The sequence below is a fragment of the Roseateles sp. GW835-FHT13E02 genome (genome assembly GCF_058794035.1).
Genome location: NZ_JBXAGJ010000001.1, coordinates 271,567 through 290,479 on the forward strand (window position 1 = coordinate 271,567; position 18,913 = coordinate 290,479).

Consider the following 18,913-nt stretch of genomic DNA (forward strand, 5'->3'; position numbering starts at 1 on the left):
CGGGACCCAACAGGACCGAGATCGTTATCGCCCTATTGGACACAAACTGCAACAACTGCAGGCCACAAGCTGAGCGGGAAAGGCGGTTTATTTCCGCTCAGCCCCCCCCTACTGCCCCCCCCTGCCCTCCTCACCTGCTCCCGAGTCCTCAGGCCTGCAGCTGGGCCCAGACCTTGTGGCTCCGACCTGACATGCCCTGCGGGCAGATGTCAGTCTCGCCGCAAAGTCTGGCCTCAGCCTTGTAGCTGTGCCCAGACTTTGTCCAGCCGCTTGACGCTAACCGGCTGCGGCGTGCGCAACTCCTGGGCAAAGAGGCTGACGCGCAGCTCCTCCAGCTGCCAGCGGAAATCGGCCAGGCGGGCGTCGGCCGTGCCCTTGAGCTCGATGACGCGGCGCAGATAGCGCTGCTCCAGAGGCTTGAGCTCGGCCATCAGCTTGGCATCGCGGGCGGCATCGGCGCGCAGCTTGTCCAGTCGGGCCGTCACGGCCTTGAGGTAGCGCGGCAGATGCTGCAGCTGGGCCCAGGGGGTGGTGAGCACAAAGTTCTTGGGTGCCAGGCGTTGCAGCTGGGCGGTGATGTCCTCGGCCACGTCCTTGGCGGCGCGGCTGTCTTTGAGCTTCTTCTGCGCGGCATGGAGCTCCTGCAGCACCACGCCGGTCTGGCGCGCCACTTCCTGGGCGATCAGGTTGAGGCGGCTGCGGCCTTCTTCGATGCGGGCTTTGAAGCTGAACTCATCCTTGGGCAGGGGTTCGGCCAGGAAGGCGCGGTCCAGGGCCACGCCGATGATCTGGTCGCGCAGTTCCTCGGCCGTGCCCAGGTTCATGAACAGCACCGACATTTTTTGCAGATCGGGGATGTTCCTCTCCAGGAACTTGAGTGGCTCCTTGAGCTGCAGCGCCACCAGGCGGCGCAGGCCCTGGCGGTGCTTGGCAGCGGCCACATCGGGCTCGTCAAACACCTCGATCTCGACATGGCTGCTGCGGTCGATCAAGGCCGGGAAACCGATCAAGGTCTGCGAACCGCGGCTGACTTCCATCAGCTCGGGCAGCTCGCCGAAGGTCCAAGCCGTGTAGGTCTTGGCGGTTTCTTGCACCGGCTTCTTGGCTGGCACCACCTCGGCGCGAATGCCACCTTTCGCCACGGGCGGCAGCGGCTCGGTCACAGGCGCCGATGAAGGCAGCTTGAGCGCAGCCAGGGCCTGGAAGGCCGAGCGCGCCTGGCCGCCCAACTCCGACTTCAGCGCCGCCAGATTGCGGCCCTGGCCGAGCTGGCGGCCATGCTCGTCCACCACGCGGAAGTTCATGAACAGATGCGGCTGCAGCTGCTCGAGCTTGAAGTCATTGCGCTGGATGGCCAGCTGCGTGCGCTCGCGCACGGCCTTGAGCAGCACCTCGACCAGGGCGCCTTGGGCAAAAGGATGGCTGGCGATGAACTCGGCCACAAAGTCCGGCAGCGGCACCAGGCGCGAGCGCGGGCGCTGATGCAGGCTTTTGAGCAAGGCGGTGATCTTGGGCGCCAGCATGCCGGGCACCAGCCACTCGCAGCGCTCCTCGCTGACCTGGTTGAGCGCGAAGATGGGCACGTTGACGGTGACACCGTCGCGCGCATCGCCGGGCTCGTGCAGATAGCTGACCGTGCAATCAACGCCGCCCAGGCGCAGGGTCTTGGGGAAGGCCTCGGTGGTGACACCGGCGGCCTCGTGGCGCATCAGCTCCTCGCGGCTCAGATGCAGCAACTTGGGCTCGGCCTTGCTGGCCTGGCGATACCAGCGCTCCAGCGTGGCGCCCGAGCAGACCTCGGCCGGCAGCTGGCTGTCGTAGTAGGCGTAGATCAGCTCGTCGTCGACCAGCACATCCTGGCGGCGCGACTTGTGCTCGAGCTCCTCGACCTTTTTGATCTGGCGCTCGTTGTGGGCCAGGAAAGGCAGGCGGGATTCCCATTCGCCATTGACCAAGGCCTCGCGGATGAAGATCTCGCGCGCCGCCTTGGCATCGACATTGCCGAAGTTCACGCGCCGATTGGCGTAGATGACGATGCCGTAAAGCGTGGCGCGCTCGAGCGCGATCACCTCGGCCGCCTTCTTCTCCCAATGCGGCTCCAGCAGCTGGGTCTTGATCAGGTGACCGGCGATGCCGGGCAGCCATTGCGGCTCAATCGCCGCAATGCCGCGGCCGAACAGACGCGTGGTTTCCACCAGTTCGGCGGCCACGATCCAGCGGCCCGGCTTCTTGCTCAGGTGGGCGCCGGGGTGGCGCCAGAACTTGATGCCGCGCGCGCCAAGGTACCACTCGTCCTCATCGCTCTTGAGGCCGAGATTGCCCAGCAGGCCCGAGAGCATGGACACATGCAGCTGCTCGTAGGTGGCGGGGCTGCCATTCAGGCGCCAGCCCTGCTCGGCCACGACGGTGAGGAGCTGGGAGTGGATGTCCTTCCACTCGCGCACGCGGCGCGGGCTGATGAAGTTCTCGCGCAAGAGGGCTTCGTAGCGGCGGTTGCTGAGCTTGTGCTCGCCGTGACCGCCTTTCGCTTCCTCGATCCATTTCCAGAGCTTGAGGTAGCCGAGGAACTCGCTCTTCTCGTCGTCGAACTTCTTGTGCTTCTCGTCGGCCGCTTGCTGCTGCTCCATGGGCCGGTCGCGCACATCCTGGCCGGACAGGGCGCTGGCGATGATCAGCACCTCGTTGAGCGACTCGCGCTTGCGCGCTTCCAGAATCATGCGGCCCACGCGTGGGTCCAGCGGCAGGCGCGACAGCTCCTTGCCCAGGGGCGTGAGCTCGTTGAGATCGTCCACCGCGCCCAGTTCCTGCAGCAGCTGGTAGCCATCGGCGATGGCCTTGCGCGGCGGCGGCTCGATGAAGGGGAACTCGTCAACCTGGCCCAGGCCCAGGGACTTCATGCGCAGGATCACGCCGGCCAGCGAGCTGCGCAGGATTTCCGGGTCGGTGAAGCGCGGTCGCTCGTTGAAGTCCTTCTCGTCGTAGAGACGGATGCAGATGCCGTTGCTCACCCGGCCGCAGCGGCCGGCGCGCTGGTTGGCCGAGCTCTGGCTGACCGGCTCGATCTGCAGCTGTTCGACCTTGTTGCGGTAGCTGTAGCGCTTGACCCGCGCGGTGCCGGGGTCGATGACGTAGCGGATGCCGGGCACCGTCAGCGAGGTTTCGGCCACATTGGTGGCCAGCACGATGCGGCGCTGGCCGTGAGGCTCGAACACGCGGTCCTGCTCGGCCTGCGACAGGCGCGCGAACAGTGGCAGCACCTCGACGCCAGGCGGGTGGTGCTTGCGCAGGGCCTCGGCCGCTTCGCGGATCTCGCGCTCGCCGGGCAGAAAGACCAGCACATCGCCGCCACCCTCGCGCCAGAGCTCGTCCACCGCATCGCAGATCGCGTTGTTGAGGTCGTACTCGCGCGACTCTTCAAACGGCCGGTAACGCTGCTCGACCGGGAAGGTCCGGCCCGAGACCATCAAGACGGGAGCAGGCCCCTTGGCGGACTCGAAATGCTTGGCGAAGCGGTCGGCGTCGATGGTGGCCGAGGTGACGATGACCTTCAGATCCGGCCGGCGCGGCAGCACCTCGCGTAGATAGCCGAGCAAGAAATCGATGTTCAGCGAGCGCTCGTGGGCCTCGTCGATGATGAGGGTGTCGTAGGCCTTGAGCAGCGGGTCGGTCTGCGTTTCGGCCAGCAGGATGCCGTCCGTCATCAGCTTGACGCTGGCGCCCGGCTGCAGGCGGTCCTGGAAGCGGACCTTGTAGCCCACGATCTCGCCCAGGGGCGTTTTCAGCTCGTCGGCAATGCGCTTGGCCACGCTGCTGGCGGCAATCCGCCGCGGCTGGGTGTGGCCGATCAGCTTGCCGGTGTTCGCGCGGCCGCGGCCCAGAGCCAGGGCGATCTTGGGCAGCTGGGTGGTCTTGCCCGAGCCGGTCTCGCCGCAGACGATGATGACCTGGTGCTCGGCCAGGGCCTGGGCGATGTCATCGCGCCGGCTGGACACCGGCAGCGATTCGGGGAAGGTGATGGGCGGCAGCGGGTTGGCCGGCGGCAGGGGCCGCTCGCTCTCGGACCGCGGGGGCCGCGGTGGGCGCGGCGGGCGTGGCGGACGCGCCGCTTCGGCCGGCTCGGGCGCGCCGGCGGCCGGGCGGGCCGCGGGCTGAGCCGGGCGCGGAGTGTCAGGGCGGGCAGTGCCCGGTGGACGAGGGGGATGGGGGGGCTTGGCGTTCACGAGGCGCGGATTATCCGTGCTGCGCGCGTTCCCGCCCGGGTGGCTGGCCAAGCGCTCAGGCCAAAGCTGAAGCCTGGCACCGTTCACGCGCCGGATTCGCAGCGCGCCTTACCTCGGGAAGACCCGCAGCTGCGGCACAATCCCGGGCCATGAGCCTTGTCTTCCCCCACACCTTCGTCCCCTGGTTTCGCGCCGTGGCGCCCTACATCCACGCTTACCGAGGCGAGACCTTTGTGGTGGGCATGCCGGGTGAGCTGGTGGCGGCCGGCAAGCTCAATGCCTTTGTGCAGGACCTGTCCATCCTGCACGCCATGGGCATCAAGATCGTGCTGGTGCACGGTTTCCGCCCGCAAGTGAACGAGCAACTGGCCGCCAAGGGCCAGAAAGCCATTTACAGCCACGGCATGCGCGTCACCGACGCCGTGGCCCTGGACTGCGCCCAGGAGGCCGCCGGCCAGCTGCGTTTCGAGATCGAAGCGGCCTTCTCTCAAGGCCTGCCCAACACGCCCATGGCCAATGCCACGGTGCGGGTGGTCTCCGGCAATTTCCTGACGGCCCGCCCGGTGGGCATCGTCGACGGCACCGATTTCCAGCACAGCGGCCTGGTGCGCCGCGTCGATGCGGCGGCCATCCAGCGCGCCATCGACAGCGGTGCGGTGGTGCTGCTGTCCCCGTTTGGCTTCTCGCCCACGGGGGAAGCTTTCAATTTGTCGATGGAAGATGTGGCCACGAGTGCCGCCATCGCCCTGCAGGCCGACAAGCTGCTCTTCGTCTGCGAAGTGGCCGGGGTGCGCGAAGATCCCAGCGACCCGGACAGCCCGGTCGACACCGAACTGGCCCTGGCCGACGCGGTGCGCATGCTGGCGCGCTCGAACAAGCCGGCCGCCGGCGCCACGCCGCCCATCGATGTCGATTTCTACCTGCAGCACTGCGTCAAGGCCTGCCAGTCGGGCGTCGAGCGTTCGCACATCGTGCCCTTCGCAGTGGACGGCGCCCTCTTGCAAGAGGTCTACACCCACGACGGCATCGGCACCATGGTGGTCGATGAAAAGCTGGAAAGCCTGCGCGAGGCCGACTCCGACGACATCGGCGGCATCATCGCCCTGATCGAACCCTTCGAGCGCGACGGCACCCTGGTCAAGCGCGACCGGACCGAGATCGAGCGCGACATCGAGCTCTACACCGTGATCGAGCACGACGGCGTGATCTTCGGCTGCGCCGCGCTCTACCCGTACGTGGAAGCACGCACGGCCGAGATGGCGGCCTTGACCGTCTCGCCCGATGTGCAGGGCCAGGGCGACGGGGACCGCATCCTCAAGCGCATCGAGCAACGTGCCAAGGCACAGGGCCTGAGCAGCATCTTTGTGCTGACCACCCGCACCATGCACTGGTTCATCAAGCGCGGCTTCCACCCGGTGGACCCGGAATGGCTGCCCGAAGAGCGCAAGCGCAAGTACAACTGGGACCGCCGCTCGCAGGTCCTGGTCAAAAAACTGGGCTGAGCCCACTGAAAAAACTCGCCGCTGACACGGCCATTGTTCGCACGCTAGAGTGCGCCACCCTGAGCCCTCGAGCCACACACCTTTTTGTTTCGCTTCGTTTTCACGACCCCACAAGGATTCACCCATGGCACGCACCATCCACTGCACCCATCTGAACAAGGAAGGCGAAGGCCTGGATTTCGCGCCCTACCCGGGCGAGCTGGGCAAGCGCATCTACAACAACATCAGCAAGGAAGCCTGGGCGCTGTGGATGAAGCACCAGACCATGCTGGTCAATGAAAACCGCCTGAACCTGGCCGATCTGCGCGCCCGCCAATACCTGGCCCGCCAGATGGAGCAGTTCTTCTTCGGATCTGGCGCCGAAGCGGTGGCGGGTTACGTCCCGCCCACAGCCTGAGCGAAGCGAGGGCAAGAACTGCGGGGAGCATGCATCTGCGCGCAGCGCAGGTGATGGGGTCACCACCAGTTCTTCTTCTGCGCTGGCGCCGAAGCGGTAGCGAGTGATGGCCCGCCCGCAGCCTAAGCGCGGCACCGCTTTGCGCGGAACCTCCGCCGACGGGGCCTGACAGCACGGCACTGGCCGATTTGCCCTCGCGCCTGCAAACACAACCCGCTTCGCGCGGGTTTGTTTTCAATCTCAAACAAGAATAATTCTTGTTCAATGTACACTTTCACGCATTCTCAAGGACCGGAGTTGTCTCTCATGCGAAACCTCACCCCCACCCTGCGTCAACGCGTTTTCTCGCCGCTGCAACGCCCCCTGCTGGCCCTGAGCCTGCTGGCCGGTTTGTGCGGCGCAGGGACCTCGGCTTCAGCCCAGGAACAGCTGAATTTGTATTCGGCCCGTCATTACCAAACCGACGAGGCCCTGTATTCAAATTTCACCAAGGCCACCGGCATTCGCATCAACCGTGTCGATACCGATGACGCCGGTCTGCTGGCCCGTTTGAAGAGTGAAGGCGCGGCCAGCCCCGCCGATGTGGTTTTGCTGGTCGATGCCGCGCGTTTGTGGAGGGCGGAAGAAGAAGGTTTGTTCCTGCCGATCAAATCGGCCGTGCTGGAACAACGAATCCCCGAACAACTGCGCGCCAAGGAAACTGCCCAGGGCACCACCTGGTTTGGCCTGTCGACCCGCGCCCGTGTGGTGGTTTACAACAAGCTGAACGTCAAGAAAGATGAGGTGCTCAATTACGAAGACCTGGGCGCCGCCAAAAACAAGGGCCGGGTTTGCACCCGCTCGGGGTCGCACCCTTACAACCTCTCCCTGTTTGGCTCGGTGTATGAACATTTGGGCGCAGCGGCCACCGAGCAATGGCTCAAAGGCATGGTCGCCAATATGGCGCGCGAGCCCAAGGGCGGTGATACCGACCAAATCAAGGCCGTGGCCAGCGGGGAATGTGGTGTGGCCATCACCAACACCTACTATCTGGCCCGCATGATGCGTTCCGACAAACCGGAAGATCGCAGCGCCGTGGAAAAGATCGGCGTGGTGTTCCCGAATCAGCAAAGCTGGGGCACCCACATCAATATCGCCGGCGGCGCCGTGGCCCGCCATGCCAAAAACCGCGCCAACGCGATCAAGTTCCTCGAATATCTGGCCAGCAACGAAGCGCAGGCCTATTTCGCCAACGGCAACAACGAATGGCCGGCCGTGCCCTCGGTGCGCCCGGCCAACCCGGCGCTCGACGCCCTGGGGCGCTTCAAGAGCGAAACCATCCCGGTGGCCGTGGTGGGCAGCCACCAACCGCAGGTGCAGCAGATTCTTGACCGCGTCGGTTACAAATGAAGCACCTCGGGCCAGGGGTTTGATGAATCTGACTTGAGTATCCAAGGATACTGAGGATCAAATCACAACAGGGTTTGAACGGACTTGTTTGATTTTGGGCGGTCATGCCTATAATCAAACCGACCATTTGGGTTGGACACCAAACCTTGCGAGGATTTGCACCGATGTCATCATTGAAAGACCTCCTGGCCCAACGGGCTGCACTCGACCAACAAATCGCCGAAACCAAGGAGCGCGAGCGCGCCGATGCCATCGCCAAGGTGCGCTCCCTGATGGCTGATTTTGGTTTGACCGCCGCCGATTTGAGCACCCGTGCGCCCAAGGTTGCGAAATCCGCCTCCAAAGTGGCCGTGAAATACCGCAATCAAGCCACCGGTGAAACCTGGAGTGGCCGCGGCCTGCAACCCAAGTGGTTGAAAGCTGCCATTGCCGGCGGTGCCAGCCTGAACGATTTCCACGTTTGAGGGTTTGAGCCCTTGCCGAGGCTTGAAGCTCGGCCGGCGTTTTGCGCTGAAACTCCGAAGCAAACCCAACGCTCCCGGCGCTGGCACACGCCACCAGATTTCAGTCTCGAGTTCGCCCGCAGCACCGCCTGCCAGTTTCTAAAACGCGCCTCGTCGCACATCTCAAAAAGCCGCCGCTTCGGGCGGCTTTTTTTTGGGCCGCAGGCAGCGCCACGCCACACAGAAACTCGGCTTGACCTCGGGTGAAATTGATGCCTGGCCGCACCGCCCACCCCGTTTGAAGGGGCAGAAAACCCTGGCAAGCATTGCCATGACTGCTAGCATCGCCGCGCCACTGAAAATCCAATCCAAAGCGGACGGAGTTTCAGGGTGATTGGAGCGTCTCTTGCGCCTCGAAACCGGCCGCGGGACGCCTCGATACATAGACCGCCCGCCTTCACCTTGGCCCGTTTTCACGCGTACTGATTTGGACGACATCGCTGCCCTTCCCCACACGCCAGCGCTGCATCAGTCGCAAGTGGCCCGACGCGTACGCTTGCTGGCCCAACAGGTGGGCGTCCTCATGGCCGGCCTGCTCTGGGCCTGGCTGCTGCTGGCCGCAGATCTCAAGCCCTCTCAGCTGGGCCTGAGCTGGTTGCCGGCCGGAATGAATGGTCTGATCTGGGCACCCGCCGCGGTGTCACTGGTTGCCCTTTGCCTGTGGGGGCCGCGCCTCTTGCCCGCGTTATGGCTGTCGCAGTTCGCCACGTCCTGCTTGATGCAAACCCCGCCGGCTCTCGCTGCCGGCCTGGCGGTCACCCAGCTTGCCGGCACCTGGATCGCCGTACAAGGTCTGCATGCCGGGGGCTTTCAAAGCCGGCTACAGCGACGCCGTGATGTCGCGCAATGGCTGCTGTTGGCGGCGCTGGGCGGCGGTGGCCTGAGTGCTCTGCTGAGCTGTCTGCTGCTGCAATTCACCGGCGGAATCCCCGAACATGGCGCCTGGTCCGCACTGCTGATGAGTTGGCTGAGCCAGAGTTTGGGTGTGTTGAGTCTGGCACCTCTGCTTTTTCAAGGCTTGCATGCCTTGGCTTCGCCGAACAAGTCCGCCGAGCCAGGTTCGCGGCTGTGGCCGCAAAACGCCAGGCCCTTGATTCCCACCCGCAACTGGAAGCGAAGCGCGCTGAGCGCGGCCTTGGCTGCGGCCTGCGCGCTGCTCCAAACCGGCCTGCTGTGGCGGCATGAAGGCCTGGACGCTGGCAGCCTGAGCCTGATGTTGGCGATCCTGCTGCTCTTCAGCCTGCTGACCCTTGTGCATCGACGCGGCTGGCTGACCGCAGCGTTGCTGCCTTGGCTCCTGGGCAGCTTGAGCCTGAGCTGGGCGCAAGGCTGGGGGCCACTACAAGGCTTGAACCTGTTTGAGTTGTGCGCCGTGATGGCAAGCCTGGGCCTGGCCATGAGTCTTCTGCCGGCCCTGCTGCAGGCTCAGAACTGGGAGACGCGCAGCGAACGCCACCACTGGCAAGGCCTGCTGGCCGCCACCGGCATGGGCCTGGCCGAATGGCGGCTGGAGCGCAGCACGAAAGGCTCACGCGGCCTGGATGTCAGCCACCAGGCCTGTCCGACCTGGCTGCGCTACACCGGCGCCGCCGCCGCGCAAGATGCTGCAGCCTGGCCCAGCGACTGGCTGGCCATCAGCCACCCCCTGGACCGCGAGCGCTGCCGCCAGGCCCTGGAAGGCCTGCTGCCGCCGGGCGGGCCCGATGAATTCATCGCCTCGCTGCGCCTGCCCAGCCTGGGCGGCGAGCCGGGGCTCTGGCACTGGTACGAGCTCAAGGGCAGCGTGCAGGCGCGCGACCCGCAAGGCCATGCCCTACGCCTGCTGACCCTGCTTCGCGACATCAACTGGCAACACCAGGCCGAGGAGCGCCAGCGCATGAGCGTGGCCTTGTTCCAGCATCTGCACGAAGGCCTGGCCGTCACCGACACCGAAGACCGGCTGCTGGACGCCAACCCGAGCTTTTGCCGCATGCTGGGCCACAACCGCGAAGCCCTGGTCGGCCAGACCGCGCCACCACTGCAGATCCAGGTGCTGCGCCAATCGGGCCACAGCCCGGAACAGCTGCACCTGGCCTTGCAGAGCGAGGGCTTCTGGCAAGGCCGCGTGCATGCCCAGCGAGCCGACGGCAGCCCTTGTCATCTGCAGCTGACGGTGTCCACCATTCCCGAGCCTGACGGCCCGCTGCGCTACCGGGTGCTGACCATGTCCGACCTGACCCTGGCCCTGCAGCAGCAGGACCGGCTGGACCGGCAGTCGCGCTTCGACCCCCTGACCGGCCTGCCCAACCACGACGAGTTCATGCGCCTGCTGCAAGGCGGCCTGGAGGCCAGCGAGCGCGACGGCTTCCACCTCAGCATCTGCCGCCTCGACCTGGACCAGTTCAAGCGCATCAATGCCGAGCATGGCCCCGAACGGGCCGACCTGCTGCTGCTGCAAGTGGCCGAGCGCTTGCAAGGCGCTTTGCGCAGCAGCGCGCAATGGTCGGATGTGGTGGCGCGCCTGGGCGGCGACGAGTTTGCCCTGCTGCTGCGGGCCAAAAACCAGGACGAGGCCGAGCAGGCGCTGGAGCGGCTGCTGGCCGTGGTGGCCCAACCCTACAAGCTGGCCGCCGGCCAGCCGGGCCTGGCCGACACCTTGATCCTCGACCTCAGCGCCAGCATGGGCGCCACGCTCTACCCGCAAGACGACAGCGACGCCGAGACCCTGATGCGCCATGCCGGCCATGCGCTCTACCGCGTCAAGCACACCGGGCGCAACGGTTACCGGCTGTTCGACACCGCCAAGCGCCTGCGCAACGAAGCCAGCCTGATCGCGCTGGCGCGCGTGCAGCAGGCCCTGGATGCCAGCGAGCTGCAGCTCTACTTCCAGCCCAAGATCGATATGCAGACCGGCCAGGTGCTGGGCATGGAAGCCCTGCTGCGCTGGCAGCACCCCGAACGCGGCCTGCTGGGCCCGGCCCATTTCCTGCCACTGATCGAGCCCACCGGCCTGGGCGTGCAGGTCGGCGACTGGGTGATGGAACAAGCGCTCAAGCACAGCGAGCAATGGCTGGCCGAGGGCCTGGGCCTGAACATCAGCGTCAACGTCACCGCCCGCCAGCTGCAGATGCCCGAGTTTGCCCAGCGCCTGCAGGAGCTGCTGCAGCGGCACAGCGAGCCGGTGGCGCGCCACCTGAGCCTGGAGGTGCTGGAATCCGCCGCCCTCGCCGACATCAACGCCACGCAAGCCCTGATCAAGCGCTGCCGCGGCTACGGTGTGAGCTTCGCGCTCGATGACTTCGGCACCGGCTACTCCACCCTGACCTATCTGCAACGCCTGCCGGTCGATGCGCTCAAGATCGACCGCTCCTTTGTGCAGAACATGCTGATCAACAGCCAGGACAGCGCCCTGGTCGAGGGCGTGATCGGCCTGGCCCACAACTTCGGCTGCAGCGTGGTGGCCGAAGGCGTGGAAACCGCCGCCCATGCCCGCGCCCTGCTGCGCCTGGGCTGCATCCAGGGCCAGGGCAATGGCATCGCCGAAGCCATGCCGGCCACCGAGGTGGCGGCCTGGGTGCGCGCCTTCCCGCAGTCCGGGTGGATGCAGGCGCTGCGGGCGCGCGAGGCGGCAGGGGCCACAGTCACCCCGGGCGCGGCCCGAGGCTTGCCTTAGACTCGCCGCGTGATCCCACCTGGCTTTATCCAAGACCTTCTCTCCCGCACCGACATCGTCGAGGTCGTGGGCCGCCATGTCGAGCTCAAAAAAGCCGGCATCAACCACAAGGGCCTGTGCCCTTTCCACGGCGAAAAATCGCCCAGCTTCATCGTCAGCCCGACCCGGCAGACCTACCACTGCTTCGGCTGCGGCGTACACGGCAATGCCGTGGGCTTCCTGATGGAGCACAGCGGCCTGGGCTTTGTCGAGGCGGTGCAGGAGCTGGCCCAGCAGGCCGGCATGCAAGTGCCACAGGACGAACGCTCGGCCGAGGAACGCGAACGCGCCGCCGCGCAGAAAAAGCGCCAGGCCACGCTGACCGATGTGCTGCTGCGCGCCAGCGACCATTACCGCGGCCAGCTGAAGAAATCACCGCGCGCCATCGACTACCTCAAGAAGCGCGGCCTGACCGGCCAGATCGCCGCCCATTTCGCCCTCGGCTACGCACCCGAAGGTTGGCGCGCCCTGGCCAGCGCGTTTCCGGCCTACGACGACCCGCTGCTGGCCGAGGCTGGCATGGTGATCGTCTCCGGCGAAGAAGGCGAAGAACAAAAGCGCTACGACAGATTCCGGGATCGCATCATGTTCCCGATCCGAAATGTCCAGGGCGACACCATCGGCTTCGGCGGCCGGGTGCTGGACAAGGGCGAACCCAAGTATCTGAACTCACCGGAAACCCCGGTCTTCAGCAAGGGCCGCGAGCTCTATGGCCTGTTCGAGGCCCGAGCCGGCTTGCGCCAGCGCGGCTACGCCCTGGTGGTGGAAGGCTATATGGACGTGGTGGCCCTGGCGCAGAGCGGCTTCAACAATGCCGTGGCCACGCTCGGCACGGCCTGCACGGCCGAGCATGTGCACAAGCTGTTTCGCTTCACCGAATCGGTGGTCTTCAGCTTCGACGGTGACGCGGCAGGACGCCGCGCTGCCGGCCGGGCGCTGGAAGCCGCCCTGCCCCATGCCACCGATACCCGCAGCGTCAAGTTTTTGTTCCTGCCGGCCGAACACGACCCCGACTCCTACGTGCGCGAGCTCGGCGCCGAGGCCTTTGAGCGCTGTGTGCAGGAGGCGATCCCGCTCTCACGCCAGCTGATGGAGGCCGCAGCCGAGGGCTGCGATCTGGGCAGCGTGGAAGGCCGCGCCCGCATGCTGTCCAATGCCCGGCCGCTCTGGCAGGCCTTGCCCCAGGGTCTGCTCAAGCGTGCGCTGCTGGGCGAGCTGGCCAAGCGCGCGCAGCTCAGCGACCAGGACTTGATGAGCGCCTGGCAGGTGCAGGCCGAAGGCAGCCGTGGCGGCGGCCGCAGCGAGCAGCGCCCACCGCGCAACCCGGCGCCCAGCAGCCACTCGCCACGCAGCAGCTTCGAAGACGGCGACGAACCGCCGCCCGACTACGGCCCGGCCGACTACGAGCCCGCCGACTACGGCGATTTCCATCCCGACCCAGGCCTCGGCGGTGCTGCCGCGGGCAGCGGACCCTCGGCCGGGGAGCGCAAGCCCTGGCAGGGCAAGAAGGAATGGAAGCCCAGCGGCGACTGGAAGGACAAGAAAGACTGGAAAGGCAAAGGCAGCTGGAAACGCCGCGGCGAAGATGAAGCCCCGCAGCTGCCGCGCCGCGCCCCCAGCTCCCCCATGGACAACGCCCTGCGCATGCTGCTGCTCAACAGCGCCTGGTGGGAGCGGCTGAGCGCCGAGGACCACCAGCTGCTGCACCAGCTGCCCGGCGTGCACGGCGAACTGGTGACCTGGCTGGAGCGCTATCTGGTGCACCACGGCGCGGGACCCTGGTCGGCACTGGAGGCCAGCATGTCGGAGGACGGCGTGCTCGATTCGGCCCGTGGCTTGCTGGTCGACCTGTTCACCGAGGACGAGCCGCAGTTCGAAGTCTTCCAGCTGGCCCTGCGCCAACTCTGGATCGCCCGGCTGGAGGGCGAGGCCCAGAAACTGGTGCAAGGCACGCCCAGCAGCGAGGACCTGCGCCGATTCACACAGATCCGCACCCAGATCAAGCAGCTCAAGGACACCCCGCTCAGCCAGGAAAGCACGGCCTGAGCGGCCCCGCCGGCCGCGCGCTCCGGTGGCGGTACGGCCCACCTTTCACGGTGATTTTTGTAGCCGCCTCGGCTTTGGGCGATAATGTGGGGTTTTCGCGCGCGTCTCAAGAGTGACGGCATGTGCTTCCGGACCCGGCCACCCAGCGACACTGGGCACCCACAGCGGTATCAAGGCCACCTGTATCCGCCAAGCCTTGCATTGACAAACGTACACGCTAGCTTGGTCGCGCCACGTTGCTGACAACGCTGACACAAAGGCTCAGCGAGGAAAGCAGCGTCTGAATGCCACCTGGGTCGAACTCCGCCTTGAAAAGCGCAGTGAACGCCCCCAGGTGGCTGCTGCATGTCCGGCACACTGCAGCGCACCGGTTTCAGCGAAAAAATATTTCAGTTTCCCGCTTTCCCTAGCTTTTCGGCCCGCCCGCCCACCATCCACCCGAGGATCTGCATGACTGCCAAGAAGACCGCGCCCACCGCACCCGACGCCGAAGAAACCAAAAAGCCCGCCGCCAAGGCCGTGCGGGTGGTCAAGGCCGTGAAGGCCGACGCAGCCACTGCCGAAAAAGCCGAGAAGCCGGCCAAGGCCGTGAAGGCGCCCAAGGCCGCAGCGGCCACGGCAGAGGGCGAGGACAAGCCCAAGCGCGGCCGCAAGCCCAAGGCAGCCACCGAGACCAAGAAGGCCGCGGGCAAGAAGGCCGCCGAGGTCGAGGACGAAGACTTCTCGGACCTCGAAGCCGATCTGGAAGGCGAGCCGGAAGCCGAAGCCGAGGTGGCCGAAGCTGCCGAGGACAAGCCCAAGGCCAAGCCCCTGCGCATGAAGGTCTCGCGCGCCAAGGAGCGCGCGCTGATGCGTGAGTTCGGCCTGGAAGAAACGGCACTGACGGAAGAAGAAGCCGCCAAGCGCCGCCACGAGCTGAAGACCCTGATCAAGATGGGCAAGACGCGTGGTTTCCTGACGCACCAGGAAATCAACGACCACTTGCCCGAAAAGCTGGTCAACGAGGAAATCCTCGAGGCCATCATCTCCATGTTGAACGACATGGGCATCGCGGTCTACGAGCAGGCTCCAGATGCCGCCACCCTGCTGATCCAGGGCAGCGCCACCGCCACCTCGACCGAGGAAGAAGCCGAAGAAGCGGCCGAGGCCGCCCTGTCCACCGTGGACTCGGAATTCGGCCGCACCACCGACCCGGTGCGCATGTATATGCGCGAAATGGGCACGGTCGAGCTGCTGACCCGCGAAGGCGAAATCGAAATCGCCAAGCGCATCGAAGGCGGCCTGCAGGCCATGATGCTGGCCATCTCGGCCTCGCCCACCACCATCGCCCACATCCTGGACCTGGCCGACAAGATCCGCGCCGGCGAGAAGACCATCTCGGAAGTGGTGGACGGCTTCGTCGCTGCCGATGAGGCCGACGACTATGTGGCCGAAGAAGACTTCGACGAGTTCGACGAAGAAGACGATGACGACGGCAACGGCGGCTCCAAGGCCCTGACCAAGAAGCTGGAAGAGCTGAAGAACGCCGCCCTGGTCAAGCTGGATTCGCTGGCCGTCAACTTCGACAAGATGCGCAAGGCCTTTGAGAAGGACGGCTACAAGTCACCGACCTACAACAAGGCCCAGCAAGCCATCAGCGCCGAGCTGATGACCATCCGCTTCACCGTCAAGACGATTGAGAAGCTCTGCGATCTGCTGCGCTCGCAGGTGGACGATGTGCGCCGCTACGAACGCGAGCTGCGCAAGATCGTGGTCGACAAGTGCGGCATGCCGCAGGAGTACTTCATCAAGAACTTCCCGCCCAATGCGCTGAACCGCGCCTGGGCCGAGAAGGAAGTCGCCGCCGGCAAGCCCTACTCCGCCGTGCTGGCCCGCAACCTGCCGCCGGTGCAGGAACTGCAGCAAAAGCTGATCGACATCCAGAGCAAGGCCGTCGTGCCGATTGATGACCTCAAGGACATCAACAAGAAGATGAACGAGGGCGAAAAGGCCTCGCGCGACGCCAAGAAGGAAATGATCGAGGCCAATCTGCGTCTCGTGATCTCCATCGCCAAGAAGTACACCAACCGCGGCCTGCAGTTCCTGGACCTGATCCAGGAAGGCAATATCGGCCTGATGAAGGCAGTGGACAAGTTCGAATACCGTCGCGGCTACAAGTTCTCGACCTACGCCACTTGGTGGATCCGTCAGGCCATCACCCGTTCGATCGCCGATCAGGCCCGCACCATCCGTATCCCGGTGCACATGATCGAAACGATCAACAAGATGAACCGCATCTCGCGTCAGCATCTGCAGGAATTCGGCTTTGAGCCGGATGCGCCGACCCTGGCCGAGAAGATGGAGATCCCCGAGGACAAGATCCGCAAGATCATGAAGATCGCCAAGGAGCCGATCTCCATGGAAACGCCGATCGGTGACGACGACGACAGTCACCTGGGCGACTTCATCGAGGACACCAACAACACCGCGCCGATCGAAGCAGCGATGCAAGCCGGCCTGCGCGATGTGGTGAAGGACATCCTCGACAGCCTGACCCCGCGCGAAGCCAAGGTGCTGCGCATGCGCTTCGGCATCGAGATGAGCACGGACCACACGCTGGAAGAAGTGGGCAAGCAGTTCGACGTCACCCGCGAACGCATCCGCCAGATCGAAGCCAAGGCCATCCGCAAGCTCAAGCACCCGAGCCGCAGTGACAAGCTGCGCACGTATCTGGACAACCTGTAAGCTTGGCCAGATGCGTGGCCCGCTACAGCGGGCTGCCGCGCAGCGGCAACGCGGCTTGCGCCGCAGGCACAAGCTGCGCACGTATCTGGACAACCTGTAATCGGGTGGGTCCGAAGCACCAAGGGCTGGAGCGATCCAGCCCTTTTTTTGTGCGCGCAGCAGGAACATGGATTCGAGGCTGGCGCACGCACGAAACGCTGCCCAACGCACCGACGAGCCGCCGCCATATGGGGCGGCTACACTGCCAAGAACTTCACGCACTTTCGCCCCTTCTGATCTGACATGGCCGACATCCGGGAACGCACTGTTTTGTTTGCCGATTTGCGCGGCAGCACAGCACTGTTCGAGACCCTGGGCAATGCCGAAGCCTCGGCCCTGGTCACCCACACCGTGAACCTGATCGCGCGTGCGGTCGACGAGTGCAATGGCCGCCTGATCAAGACCCTGGGCGACGGGCTGATGGCGGTGTTCGAGGTGCCGCGCGATGGCGTCAAGTCCGCCATCCGCATGCACGAGTTTCTGGAGCACCTGGTGGCGCGCGGCAAGCAGCAAGGCTCGGCCAGCCTGCGCGCCCTGCGCATGCAAGTGGCCCTGGCGCGCGGCGAGGTGGTGGAGCTCAACGGTGACTGCTTCGGCGATGCCGTCAATGTGGCCGCCCGCCTGCTCGACCACGCCGGTGACAACGAAACCCTGATCACCGCCGAGGTGCTCGCCGGCCTGCCCAGCACGCAAAAGCTGCGCTTTCGCAGCCTGGATCTGATCGCCCTGCGCGGCCGGGCCGAGCCGGTGCATGTCCATGTGCTGGACCAACCCAACCAGAGCGATATGGCGGCCACGCAGTTTGGCGAGGTGGTCCATGCGGTAGAGCCCGACGGCATCCGCCTGGTGTGGATGGATCTGGACCGCGTCTTCGACATCGACAGCATGCCCATCGTGCTGGGCCGCAGCGTGCAGGCCACCTACTGCATCACCGATGGCCGGGTGTCGCGCTCGCATGCCCGCATCGACTGGCATGGCGGCAGTTTTTCCATCACCGACCTCAGCTACAACGGCACCTTCGTGCGTTTCGGCCTGGACGGCGAGATCGTCAGCCTCAAGCGCGGCAGCTGCACCCTGCACGGCAGCGGTGCAATCGGCCTGGGCAGCCCGCCGGTGGACCCGACCTCGCCGACCGTGCGCTTCGAAGTGCTGCACTTCGCCGATACCGAGCCGCTGCAGCTGGGCAGCGCCAGCAGCAAACCCGGCAGCAACGCCAGCCAACACTGAGCTCGCCCCCTTGCCTGCAGCCCCACAGCTGCAGGCACTCAGACCAAGCCCTATCATGCCCGGATGAGCATGATGAAGCCTGAACCCGCCTACCGCCACGGTAGCGCCCCCAAGACCGCCCTCCTCTTCTGCAACCTCGGCACCCCCGAGGCGCCCACGGCCGCTGCGCTGCGCACCTACCTCGCTCAGTTCCTGAGCGACCCGCGGGTGGTTGAGATCCCGCGCTTGATCTGGATGCTGATCCTGCACGGCATCATCCTGCGCGTGCGCCCGGCCAAGTCAGCGGCCAAGTACGCCACCGTCTGGCTGCCGGAAGGCTCTCCGCTCAAGGTCTGGACCGAGCGCCAGTCCAAGCTCTTGCAAGGCCTGCTGGGCGAGCGTGGCCACCGCCTCAGCGTGCGCTATGCCATGCGCTACGGTCAGCCGTCCATCGCTGCCCAGCTTGATGCCCTGCGTGCCGAAGGCGCCACCCGCGTGCTGGTCCTGCCGGCCTACCCGCAGTACTCGGGAGCCACCACCGCCAGCGTGATCGACGATGTGGCGCGCTGGAGCTTGCAGACCCGCCACCTGCCCGAGCTGCGCTTCATCAACCGCTATCACGACCAGCCCCAGCACATCGCCGCCCTGGCGGACAGCGTGCGCCGCCACTGGGCCGAACACGGCCGCAGCGACAAGCTGGTGATGAGTTTCCACGGCATGCCGGCCCGCACCCTGGCCCTGGGCGACCCCTACCACTGCGAATGCCTGAAGACCGGCCGCTTGCTGGCCGAAGCCCTGGGGCTCAGTCGCGAGCAATGGCTGGTGACCTTCCAGAGCCGCTTCGGCAAGGCCAAATGGCTGGAGCCCTACACCGAACCCAGCCTGATCAAGCTGGCCCAGGAGGGCCTGAAGAGCGTCACCCTGATCTGCCCCGGATTCAGCGCCGACTGCCTGGAGACGCTGGAAGAAATCAACCAGGAAGCGCGCGAAGCCTTTCTGCACGCGGGCGGCCAAGGCTTCAGCTATGTGCCCTGCCTGAACGACGACCCGGCCGGCATGCGCGCCCTCGCCGACCTGGCCGAACAGCATCTGCAAGGCTGGCCCACGCGCGAGGCGGCCGATGCCTCCGCCCTCGGGGCACAGCGCGAACGCGCGCTGGCCCTGGGCGCCAAGGACTGATCAGAAGACTGATCGAA

At 65.7% G+C, this 18,913-nt stretch carries 10 protein-coding genes; 9 read left to right on the forward strand and 1 reads right to left on the reverse strand.

Annotated features, from left to right (window positions below; genetic code table 11):
* Positions 1–233: 233 nt before the first annotated feature.
* Entirely contained in the window at positions 234–4,043 is a 3,810-nt protein-coding gene (hrpA, locus tag AC1Q6P_RS01175) for an ATP-dependent RNA helicase HrpA (protein WP_492664293.1), read from the reverse strand.
* Positions 4,044–4,369: 326 nt separating this feature from the next.
* Here hrpA and argA point away from each other — a divergent pair, with 326 nt between their 5' ends.
* The 9 genes from argA to hemH all read left to right on the forward strand — a co-directional run bounded on the left by argA (position 4,370) and on the right by hemH (position 18,896).
* The gene (argA, locus tag AC1Q6P_RS01180; protein ID WP_171825841.1) at positions 4,370–5,722 is read left to right on the forward strand and encodes an amino-acid N-acetyltransferase; all 1,353 of its coding nucleotides are present in this window, start codon (positions 4,370–4,372) and stop codon (positions 5,720–5,722) included.
* A 124-nt stretch (positions 5,723–5,846) separates the two neighbouring features.
* Positions 5,847–6,119 (forward strand): oxidative damage protection protein, encoded by a 273-nt coding sequence (locus AC1Q6P_RS01185; protein ID WP_102767379.1) that lies wholly within the window; start codon positions 5,847–5,849, stop codon positions 6,117–6,119.
* Positions 6,120–6,425: 306 nt separating this feature from the next.
* Complete coding sequence (locus tag AC1Q6P_RS01190) at positions 6,426–7,508, forward strand: extracellular solute-binding protein (protein ID WP_171825839.1); 1,083 nt, start codon at positions 6,426–6,428, stop codon at positions 7,506–7,508.
* A 164-nt stretch (positions 7,509–7,672) separates the two neighbouring features.
* Positions 7,673–7,972 carry an H-NS histone family protein gene (locus AC1Q6P_RS01195; protein WP_102767381.1) on the forward strand — a complete coding sequence of 100 codons (300 nt, stop codon included), beginning with the start codon at positions 7,673–7,675 and terminating at the stop codon, positions 7,970–7,972.
* Positions 7,973–8,489: 517 nt separating this feature from the next.
* Positions 8,490–11,663: a putative bifunctional diguanylate cyclase/phosphodiesterase gene (locus AC1Q6P_RS01200; RefSeq protein ID WP_492664256.1), complete on the forward strand. Its 3,174-nt coding sequence runs from the start codon at positions 8,490–8,492 to the stop codon at positions 11,661–11,663.
* A gap of 9 nt (positions 11,664–11,672) precedes the next feature.
* Positions 11,673–13,748: a DNA primase gene (gene dnaG, locus AC1Q6P_RS01205; RefSeq protein ID WP_492664255.1), complete on the forward strand. Its 2,076-nt coding sequence runs from the start codon at positions 11,673–11,675 to the stop codon at positions 13,746–13,748.
* Between the two features lie 450 nt (positions 13,749–14,198).
* Positions 14,199–16,472 (forward strand): RNA polymerase sigma factor RpoD, encoded by a 2,274-nt coding sequence (gene rpoD, locus AC1Q6P_RS01210; RefSeq protein WP_171825836.1) that lies wholly within the window; start codon positions 14,199–14,201, stop codon positions 16,470–16,472.
* Positions 16,473–16,754: 282 nt separating this feature from the next.
* Positions 16,755–17,738 carry an adenylate/guanylate cyclase domain-containing protein gene (locus AC1Q6P_RS01215; RefSeq protein ID WP_102767385.1) on the forward strand — a complete coding sequence of 328 codons (984 nt, stop codon included), beginning with the start codon at positions 16,755–16,757 and terminating at the stop codon, positions 17,736–17,738.
* A 72-nt stretch (positions 17,739–17,810) separates the two neighbouring features.
* On the forward strand, positions 17,811–18,896 hold the full coding sequence (gene hemH, locus AC1Q6P_RS01220; protein WP_492664254.1) for a ferrochelatase: 1,086 nt from the start codon (positions 17,811–17,813) through the stop codon (positions 18,894–18,896).
* Positions 18,897–18,913 lie beyond the last annotated feature (17 nt).